The sequence below is a fragment of the Aquabacterium sp. genome, from assembly GCF_035476535.1.
In the GTDB taxonomy this organism is placed as follows: domain Bacteria; phylum Pseudomonadota; class Gammaproteobacteria; order Burkholderiales; family Burkholderiaceae_C; genus Pseudaquabacterium.
Genome location: NZ_DATILJ010000261.1, coordinates 1 through 3,447, shown reverse-complemented (window position 1 = coordinate 3,447; position 3,447 = coordinate 1). Strand labels below are relative to the sequence as shown.

Here is a 3,447-nt window from a genome sequence, read left to right as displayed (position 1 = left end):
AGGTGATGAAGGAGATCATCGCCCGCGCGATGGACAAGCGATGAGCGTGCGCTTCGAACTGCAGGGCAGCACGGCCCTGGTCACCCTCGACAGCCCGGCCAGCCGCAATGCCTTCACGCCCGAGCTGCGCGATGGCCTGGCGCAGGCGATCGAACGTGTGCGCGCCGAGCGCGAGATCCGCGCGCTGATCATCACCGGCGCCGGCGGCCACTTCTGCGTCGGCGGCGACCTGCGCGGCATTGCCGCCGCACAGCTCGACGGGGCCGGCTGGCGCGAGCGCATGCACGGCACGCAGCGCTGGATCGCCGAGCTGCTGACGCTGGACCGGCCGGTCATTGCCGCGGTGGACGGCGCGGCCTACGGCGCCGGCTTCGCACGATGAGCGACCCCGGCGCGCTGGCCGCGCTGCTGGACGCCGAGGCCAATGCGCAGGCGCTGGCTTTCGGCAGCCCGGAGCACCAGGAGGCGCTGCGCCGCTTTCTCGACAAGCAGCCGCTGGCCTTCGCATGGCCGGCGCAGGGAGAGGCCGGGTGACTGTCGCGATGCCGTGAAGCCTGACCTTCGTTCGACTACGTCGTCAGGCTGTGCGTCGGCCGCTCGCCGGCCAGCGCCTGCGCCAGGCTGGCGAGCACCATCTCGCCCATCGCCGTGCGCGTCTCGACCGTGGCGCTCGCGCGATGCGCCTGCAGCGTGACGTTGTCCAGCTCGAACAGCGCCGGCGGTGCATGGGGCTCGTCGATGAACACGTCCAGCCCCGCGCCGGCGATGCGTCGCTCGCGCAGTGCCCGCACCAGGTCGGCCTCGCGCACCAGGCGGCCGCGCGCGACGTTGACGAGGAACCCCTGCGGCCCCAGCGCGTCGAGCACCGCCGCATCGATGAGGCCTTCGGCCTTGTCGGCGGCGGCGCAGACGATCAGCGCGTCACTGTCGCGGGCGAGCTGCCGCAGCTCCGGCTCATAGGCCCAGGCGACGTCCGGCATCGCTTGGAGATCGGTGTAGCGCACGGGGCAGCCAAAGGCGTTGACCCGCGTTGCCACGGCGCGGCCGACGCGCCCGAGGCCGACGATGCCCACGCGCATGCCGCTGCAGCGGCGTGCCAGCGGGATCGCGCTCGGCTGAGGATGGCGGACCCACGCGCCCGAACGCACGAAGCGGTCGACCGCGCAAACGTTGCGGCAGGTGGACAGCAGCAGCGCGATGGCCAGGTCGGCGACGTCCTCGGTCAGCGCGCCGAAGGTGCCGGTCACCGGCAGGCTGCGGGCACGCGCGTAGTCCAGGTCGACCGCGTCGGTGCCCACGCCGTTGACGGCGACGATCTCGAGCGCCGGCAGCCGTTCCATCAGCGCTCGCGTGATGCCGGTGTGGCCGCCGGTGATGACGCCGCGGATCGAGGCGCCGTGCACGCTGATGCAGGCGTCCGCGTCGGGCTGCTCGTACAGGCGGTGCACGGTGTAGAGCGCGTCGAGACGCTGGTTGATCGACGGCACGAGGATGGGATTCAGTTGCAGGATGTGCGGCTTCATGGCGGGCCCTGGGGTGCTAGACGACGGTTTACTCGGGGGCTATGCCTGCGGCCTTGATGACACTGCCCCAGCGCTTGTACTCGGCGGCCTGGAAACTGGCCAACTCCGCGGGGGTGGAGGTGAATGGCTCCATGCCGTTCTGCTCGACGAAGCGGCGCACGCTGTCGGTGGCCAGGGCGCGCTGCATCAGCTCGTTGATGCGCTGCACGATCGGTGCCGGCGTGCCGGCCGGGGCGTAGACCGCGTTCCAGTAGCTCATCTCGTAGCCGGGCAGGCCGGCCTCGGCGATCGTCGGCAGTTCGGGGGCGAGCGGCGAGCGCATTGGGCTGCTGACGCCCAGCGCCTTCAGCTTGCCGGCCTTGACCTGCGGCAGGCTGGTCGTCAGGTCGACGATCATCACGTCGATCTGCCCGCCGACCAGGTCGACGATCGCCGGCGGGTTGGCCTTGTACGGCACATGCGTCAGCTGGGTCTGCGTCATCTGCTGGAACAGCTCCGACGCCACCCGCGCCGACGAGCTGCCAGCACCGAAGGTCAGCGGCTTCGTTTTCGCGAAGGCGATCAGCTCGGCCACGTTGTGGGCCTTGACGTTCGGATGCGTCACCAGCAGCAGATAACCTTTCACGAGCGCGCCGACCGGCGTGAAGTCCTTCACCGGGTCGTAGGCCAGCTTGCGGAACAGGTGAGGGTTCGCGGCCTGTGTCGTGTTTGTCGTGATGAACAGCGTGTAGCCGTCGGCCGGCGCACGCGCCACGGCCTGTGCCGCGATGCCGCCGCTGGCGCCTGCCTTGCTCTCGACGATCACCGGCACTTTGGTGGCGGCGGTGATCTCCTGGCCGATGGCGCGAGCCAGCCCGTCGGTGGTGCTGCCGGCGCTGGAACCGATGACGAGGGTGATCGGCTTGGCCGGAAAGTTGTCCGCCAGCGCCGGCTGCGACAGCACGGCACAGAAGCTCACGGCGGCAACGAGGCGGGCGATGGTCATGGCGCTTGTCTTCGTTGGGATGTCACCATGCTAGGCAAGGCTGCCGCACATCGTCAATATTGATCATCAATATCAATACGCCCCGAACTTTCCTGCACTGAGCAACGGAAACGCGAAATCGTTGAGATGGCTCGGAATTGATGTTGATCGTTGTCGTCAATATGATGTCGCCAGGGGCGCTGAATGGCAGGAGATCGTGCGATGGCAACGTGGATGACGCTGGAAGAGGCGAGGCGCCAGCTGGGGGTTCGCCCGCAGACTGTCTACGCCTACGTCAGCCGCGGACGCATAACGGTCAGCCCGGACCCGGAGGACTCCCGGCGCAGCCTGTATCGCTCGGAAGACGTGGCCAACCTGGTCCGACGCAAGGTCAGCGGCAGGACCCGCGAGACGCTGGCAGCGACCACCTTGTTCGGTGCCGAGCCGAGCATTCCGACGTCGATATCGACATTTGCCGGCGGCCGCCTGTACTACCGCGGCATCGATGCCGTGTCACTGTCTGCCACGGCGACGCTGGAGGACGCCGCGTCGCTGCTCTGGGCATCGGATCATCCGCTGGTCTTCACGGCTGTCTCGGGTCCGGTTCCCGCCATGCCGCCCGGTCGGGTTCGTGCCTTCACCGAGCTGGCGACCCTGACCGCTAGCGGACATTCGACGCGGGGCCGCACCGCCAAGGTGTTGCAGGAGGAGTCGGCCGTCCTGGTCGGGCGCCTGGCAAGCGCGTTCGGCGCGCCCGACGATGCCGCTCGGCCCTTGCATGACAGGCTGGCGCGCGGCTGGGCACAGCCGCGCGCAGTGGCCGGCCTGATTCGCAAGACCCTGGTCCTGCTGGCGGACCACGAGATCACGAGCTCGGCGTTTTCCGCGCGCATCACGGCATCGACCGGGGCCTCGCTGCCCGCCTGCCTGCTGGCCGGCCTGACGACCTTCTCGGGTCCA

Annotated in this window: 5 protein-coding genes; 3 read left to right on the top strand and 2 right to left on the bottom strand. The window is 69.2% G+C overall.

Going from position 1 to position 3,447, the window contains the following annotated elements:
* Together VLK61_RS26220 and VLK61_RS26215 are read left to right on the top strand one after the other, a co-directional pair.
* Positions 1-382, top strand: a 382-nt coding sequence (locus tag VLK61_RS26220; protein ID WP_325425559.1) for an enoyl-CoA hydratase/isomerase family protein, incomplete at its 5' end; no start/stop codon positions are given.
* On the top strand, positions 379-534 hold the full coding sequence (locus VLK61_RS26215; protein WP_325425557.1) for a hypothetical protein: 156 nt from the start codon (positions 379-381) through the stop codon (positions 532-534). The genes VLK61_RS26220 and VLK61_RS26215, both read left to right, overlap by 4 nt.
* Before the next feature lie 35 nt (positions 535-569).
* On the opposite strand, the gene VLK61_RS26210 is transcribed toward VLK61_RS26215, so the two are convergent.
* Positions 570-1,523 (bottom strand): 2-hydroxyacid dehydrogenase, encoded by a 954-nt coding sequence (locus VLK61_RS26210; protein WP_325425555.1) that lies wholly within the window; start codon positions 1,521-1,523, stop codon positions 570-572.
* A 28-nt stretch (positions 1,524-1,551) separates the two neighbouring features.
* Positions 1,552-2,508 carry a Bug family tripartite tricarboxylate transporter substrate binding protein gene (locus VLK61_RS26205; RefSeq protein ID WP_325425553.1) on the bottom strand — a complete coding sequence of 319 codons (957 nt, stop codon included), beginning with the start codon at positions 2,506-2,508 and terminating at the stop codon, positions 1,552-1,554.
* Between the two features lie 201 nt (positions 2,509-2,709).
* Between VLK61_RS26205 and VLK61_RS26200 the strand changes: the two genes are divergently transcribed.
* Positions 2,710-3,447, top strand: a 738-nt coding sequence (locus VLK61_RS26200) for a citrate synthase (RefSeq protein WP_325425551.1), incomplete at its 3' end; no start/stop codon positions are given.

Bases quoted from the DNA above. Each gene is read 5' to 3' on its own strand.
- VLK61_RS26215 (WP_325425557.1), top strand. From the start codon at position 379: ATGAGCGACCCCGGCGCGCTGGCCGCGCTGCTGGACGCCGAGGCCAAT.
- VLK61_RS26210 (WP_325425555.1), bottom strand. From the start codon at position 1,523: ATGAAGCCGCACATCCTGCAACTGAATCCCATCCTCGTGCCGTCGATC.
- VLK61_RS26205 (WP_325425553.1), bottom strand. From the start codon at position 2,508: ATGACCATCGCCCGCCTCGTTGCCGCCGTGAGCTTCTGTGCCGTGCTG.